The 5,602-nt window shown below is 72.7% G+C and carries 3 protein-coding genes and 1 pseudogene; all 4 read right to left on the reverse strand.

Features of this window, described 5'->3' with window-relative positions; all coding sequences use genetic code 11:
* Positions 1 to 17: 17 nt before the first annotated feature.
* Positions 18 to 2,237 (reverse strand): transglycosylase domain-containing protein, encoded by a 2,220-nt coding sequence (locus WEB03_RS13290; protein ID WP_368071403.1) that lies wholly within the window; start codon positions 2,235 to 2,237, stop codon positions 18 to 20.
* A 90-nt stretch (positions 2,238 to 2,327) separates the two neighbouring features.
* The gene (locus WEB03_RS13295) at positions 2,328 to 3,509 is read right to left on the reverse strand and encodes a cystathionine gamma-synthase (protein ID WP_368071404.1); all 1,182 of its coding nucleotides are present in this window, start codon (positions 3,507 to 3,509) and stop codon (positions 2,328 to 2,330) included.
* 11 nt (positions 3,510 to 3,520) lie between these two features.
* Positions 3,521 to 4,894 (reverse strand): cystathionine beta-synthase, encoded by a 1,374-nt coding sequence (locus tag WEB03_RS13300; protein WP_368071406.1) that lies wholly within the window; start codon positions 4,892 to 4,894, stop codon positions 3,521 to 3,523.
* A gap of 144 nt (positions 4,895 to 5,038) precedes the next feature.
* Positions 5,039 to 5,602 (reverse strand): annotated as a pseudogene (locus WEB03_RS13305) (hypothetical protein); the annotation flags it as partial.

Below are 5,602 nucleotides of genomic sequence, written 5' to 3' on the forward strand. Positions count from 1 at the left end.
CGGAGGGGCAGGCGAGGCTAGCCGTCGGTCCCGTCGGTCCCGTCGGTCCCGTCGGCCCCGTCGTTGCTGGACGGTGGCTCGGTCGGTGGCGTCGGCGTCGGGGCCGGGGTCGGTGTCGGCGTCGGTGCGGGCTCGACGGCGGGTGGCTCGGTCGCTGGGGGGGCACCGCCGTCCTCGGCGCCGCCATCCGGTGGTGGAGTGCCCGGGGCGGGCGTCGGTGTCGGCTCGGACGGCGGGGGTGGGGGTGGACGGGCCGGCGGCGGGGGTGGTTCCGGGCACGACTCCCTCGGCGCGAGGACCCTCGGGACGCGGACACGCTCGCCGGGGCACCACGCCGCCGCCCGCAGCCCGGTCAGGGGGTCGATCTCGACGTCGACCCAGTGGGCGTCGTCGAGCACGAAGCCGACCGGGTCGCGATCGGCGAGCGCGCCGCGGAGCAGGTCGGCGAAGATCTCGGCGGGGATCGAGCCGCCCGTGACCTGCCGGACGCCGCGGACGTTGGTGAGCGGGACGTTGCCCTCGACGTGCCCGACCCACACGGCGGCCGACAGGACCGGCGTCGTCCCCGCGAACCACGCGTCCACGTGGTCCGAGGTGGTCCCGGTCTTGCCGGCGACCTCCCAACCGGGCACGCGTGCGGCCAGCCCCGTCCCAGCCTCGACCACGCCCTGCAGGACCCCGGTGGTGACGTACGCGACGTCGGGGCTGAGCGCCAGCCGGGGCGTGCGGTCCGGCAGCCAGACCACCTCGCCCCGGTTGTCCTCGATGCGGGCGATGACGGTGGTCGGCACGTGTTCGCCGCCGTTGGCCAGGGTCGCGTACGCGGCGGCCATGTCCCACGTCGTCACGCCGAGCTCGCCACCCCCGAGGGTGATCTGCGCCTCGCCGGCGGGGACGGGAGAACGCACCCCCATGGCGCGTGCGGTGCCAGCGACCCGGTCGATGCCGATGTCGAGCCCGAGGCGGGCGTAGGCGGCGTTGACCGACAGACGGGTGGCGCCGGCGAGCGTCACGTCACGCGGGTCGGTGCGGTCGTAGTTGCGGACCCGCCAGGGGCCCTGGGCCGTGTCCAGCGTGCCCGGCGTGCCATCGAGCCGGTCCTCGGGGTGGTAGCCGGCCGCGATCGCGGCGGCGAGCACGAAGGTCTTGAAGGTCGACCCCGGCTGTCGGCGGGCCTGCGACGCGAGGTCGTACTGGAGCTGGTCGTAGCTGCGGTTGCCCGTGAGGGCCAGGACGTGCCCGGTCGCGGGATCGATCAGCGTCGCTGCCGCCTCCGGGTCGTCCTCTCCGGGCAGGTGGGCGGCGAGCGTGTCCCGTGTGAGCTGCTGCAGCTCGAGGTCCACCGTCGTGTGGATGGTCAGCCCACCGCGGTACAGCCGATCGGCCCGCTCGGCCTCGCTGGCACCGAAGCTCGGGTCGGCCATCAACCGCCGGACGACGAGCTCGACGAGGTGTGGTTCCCGGGACCGGGGCAGCGGTTCTCGGGCGTGGACCTCGATGGGCGTCGCGAGCGCGACGTCCCGCTCCCGGTCGGTGATGTCGCCCGTGACCGCCATGCGACGCAGGACGTCGTCACGGCGCCACAGGGCCGCATCGGGATCGTTGGCGGGCGACAACGACGACGGTGCCCGGATGATGGCGGCGAGCAGCGCGGACTGGGCGATGTCGAGCTCGCCGACGTCGAGGCGGAAGTAGGTCTCGGCTGCCGCCTGGACCCCGTAGGCGCCCTCGCCGAGGTAGACGGTGTTGAGGTAGTCCGCGAGGATCGACGCCTTGGTGCGTGTCCGTTCCATCTCGCGGGCCAGCAACGCCTCGGTCAGCTTGGCGTCGTAGGTCGCGCCCGCTGCGGGTTCGTACAGCAGGCTCACCAGCTGCTGGGTGATGGTGGATCCGCCCTGCTCGATCTCGCCGATGGCCGTGTTGCGCAGGAAGGCGCGGAGGACGGCGCGTGCGTCGACCCCGCCGTGATCGAAGAACCGCTGGTCCTCGGCGACCAGGACCGCGTCGATGAGGTGGCTCGGCATCGCGGTCAGGCTGACGGGCTCGCGGTGCTCGCGCCGCAGGACGGCGAGGACCTCACCGGTCGGAGCCACGATGGTCGACTGCAGCCCCGGGGACCGAGGGTCGAGGTCGGCCAGCGACGGCAGCTCGAGGGTGACGACGTTGCTGCACCCCGACAGGATCAGGGCGCAGAGCGTGGCCAGGACGAGTCCCGTCCTGCAGCTCCGTCGCCGCACGCTGGCTCCTCCCTCGCCGGACGTTCCGGCGCACACCGGGAGTATCGGCCACCGACCGGCGTGACCACAGCCTCCGCTACGGCACGCGCATCAGCCGGTCGCGGCCCCGAGCGCCGCGTCGAGATCGGCGAGCAGGTCGTCGATGTCCTCGATCCCGACCGACAGCCGGACGAGGTCGTCGGGCACCTCGAGCGGTGTGCCGGCCACGGACGCGTGGGTCATGGTCCCGGGCACCTCGATCAGGCTCTCCACGCCGCCGAGCGACTCGGCGAGGAAGAACAGCTCGGTCCGTTCGCACAGGCGCGTGGCGGCCTCGGCGCCGCCGACCGGGCGGAACGAGACCATCCCGCCCGCGCCGGACATCTGAGCCCGAGCGAGCTCGTGGCCCGGGTCCGAGGGCAGGCCGGGGTAGTGGACGGCCGCGACCCGGGGATCGGCGTCGAGCATCTCGGCGATCGCCGTGGCGTTCGTGGTGTGGCGGTCCATCCGGACCCCGAGCGTCTTCAGGCCGCGCAGCGTGAGGAAGTTGTCGAACGGGCCGGGGACGGCGCCGACCGCGTTCTGGAGGAACGCCAGATCGGTCGCGGTCCGCTCGTCGGTGCACACCGCCCCGCCGACGACGTCGGAGTGGCCGCCGATGTACTTGGTCGTGGAGTGGACGACGATGTCGGCACCGAGCGCGACGGGCTGCTGCAGGTAGGGCGTGGCGAAGGTGTTGTCGGCCACGAGCCACGCCCCGCGCTCGTGCGCGAGCTCGGCCAGGGCGGCGAGGTCGAGCACCTTCAGCAGCGGGTTGGACGGCGTCTCGGCCCACAGGTAGCGGGTCGTCGGCCGGAAGGCGGCGGCGACCGCGTCGAGGTCGGTCATGTCGACCGGGGTCGACTCGATGCCGAACCGGGCGTGGACCTGGTCGAGCTGGCGCCAGGTCCCCCCGTAGACGTCGTTGGCGCAGACGATGTGATCGCCGGGCGCCAGCAACCGGATGATCGCATCCTCGGCGGCCAGGCCGGAGGCGAAGCAGACGGCCGCTTCGGCGCCCTCGAGCGATGCGAGGCACTCCTGGAGCGCCGTCCGGGTCGGGTTGCCGGTCCGCGCGTACTCGTAGCCGAGGTGCTGACCGACGGCCGGCTGCGCGAAGGTGGAGGTCTGGTAGATGGGCACGATGACCGCGCCGGTCCGGGGGTCGGGCTCCTGGCCGACGTGGATAGCGCGTGTGGTGAAGCCGTGGGCCGTCGCGTCGCTGCCCGCCGGGTCGGTCAGGTGGTCGGTCACGTCGCGCTCCCTCATGCGCGTGCCGAGAGGAACTCGAGCACGTCCGCGCGGGTGATCACGCCGACGAAGCGGTCCCCGTCACGGGCGAGCAGGGCGGTGGCACCGCCGGCGAGCTCGGCGGCAACACGACCGAGGGGGTCGTCGAGGGACACCGTAGGCAGCGGCGGCTGCATCACCTCGCCGATGGCGCGTTGCATCACCCCCGGGTCGCTGAGCGCGGCGTCGAGCAGCGCGTTCTCGCGGATCGATCCGAGCACGTCGTCGGTGCGGGCGTCGTCGTGCACCGCTTCGGCGAAGACCGGCATCTGCGAGACGCCGTACTCCTTGAGCAGCGCGATCGCGGCGGCCACCGTCTCGCCCGGGTGGAGGTGGATCAGGGACGGCAACCGGTCGCTGCTCTTGGCCTCGAGTACGTCGCCGACGTTGCCCTTGCCGGCCGTCGGCTGGTTGAAGCCGTGTTCGGCCATCCAGGTCTCGTCGTACAGCTTGGACAGGTAGCCGCGGCCGGAGTCGGGCAGCAGGACGACGATGAGCGCGTCGTCGGGCTGGGTGGCGGCGAAGCGGTGCGCGGCGACCAGCGCGGTCCCGCCGGATCCGCCGATGAGGATCCCCTCCTCGCGGGCGCAGCGGCGCGCCATCTGGAACGACTCGGCATCCGACACCCGCTCCCAGACGTCGACGACGTCGGGATCGAAGGTCTCGGGCCAGAAGTCCTCGCCGATGCCCTCCACGAGGTAGGGACGGACGGTGTCGCCCGAGTACAGCGACCCCTCCGGATCCGCGCCGACGATGGTGACGTCGGGCTTGCGCTCCTTGAGGTAACGGCCGACGCCCGTGACCGTGCCACCGGTCCCGACCCCCGCTACGAAGGCGTCGATGCGTCCCCCCGTCTGGCGCCACAGCTCCGGGCCGGTGGAGAAAGCGTGGGTCTGCGGGTTGGCCTGGTTGAAGTACTGGTTCGGCTTGAAGGCGTTCGGTTCCGCGGCGAGCCGGTCGGAGACCGAGTAGTAGGACCGGGGGTCCTCCGGTTCGACCGCCGTCGGGCACACCACCACCTCGGCGCCGTACGCCCGCATGAGCGAGACCTTCTCGCCGCTGACCTTGTCGGGGACCACGAACACGCAGCGGTAACCCTTCCGCGCCGCGACGATGGCGAGCCCCACGCCGGTGTTCCCGGAGGTCGGTTCGACGATGGTCCCGCCGGGCTTCAGGATCCCCGCGGCCTCGGCGGCCTCGACCATCGAGATGCCGATGCGGTCCTTGACGCTGCCCCCCGGGTTGAGCATCTCGAGCTTGGCGACCAGGGTCGGACCGACGTCGTGCGACAACCGGTCGAGCCGGACCAGCGGCGTGTCGCCCATCAGCGCGAGCAGGTCGGGCGCGATCTCGCGGCCGCCGGCGTCGAGGTGGCGGCGCGGTGCTTCGAGCGGGTCGTGCTCGATGCCGATCGTCCGCGTGTAGACGGAGCGGTCGGTCACATCGATCTCGGTCACGGCGTCGGCCTCCGGGGGCTGGTCGGTCCCCGGAGCCTACGACGAGCCCGCGGTGACGCTCCCCGACGTGCGGCCCGAGGACCCTCGGACCCCGCGGCCGCGTCGTTCCTGTCCGTGCGCGACGAGGGTCAGGACGATGAGAAGCAGCGCGAGCGCGACGAGCCAGGTCGGGAGCTCCGGTCCGGAGTGCTCTCCGAGTTCGATGACCCGCGCCGCGCGGGTCACGAGGGTGGTGCCCGTTCCGGCTTCGAGCACGACCGCGACGTGCGTCGCCCCCGCGGTCACCGAGGTGGCCCGGACGGCTGCGGTCACGGTGACCCGTTCACGCGCGGCCAGTTCCACCTCCTGGTCCGCGAGGCCGAACCAGGTCGCTGTGGTCGGGTTGCCGAGCGCGAAGCTGCCGTCCTCGGTGGGGGTCGCGGCCACGGCGTAGAGGCGGACGGATCGGGGATCATCTGCGAGGTTGGTCAGGCGAACGTCGACGTCGCGTGAGGTGGTCAGGTCGAGCTGTGGCCGGCCTTCGCTGTCCTGCGGGAGATCGACGGAGAGATCGACCTCAGCGACACCCACGGCAGCTGCGGGGATCGCGCTCACGAGGGT

The sequence above is a fragment of the Nitriliruptor sp. genome (assembly GCF_040882075.1).
Taxonomy (GTDB): Bacteria; Actinomycetota; Nitriliruptoria; order Nitriliruptorales; family Nitriliruptoraceae; genus Nitriliruptor.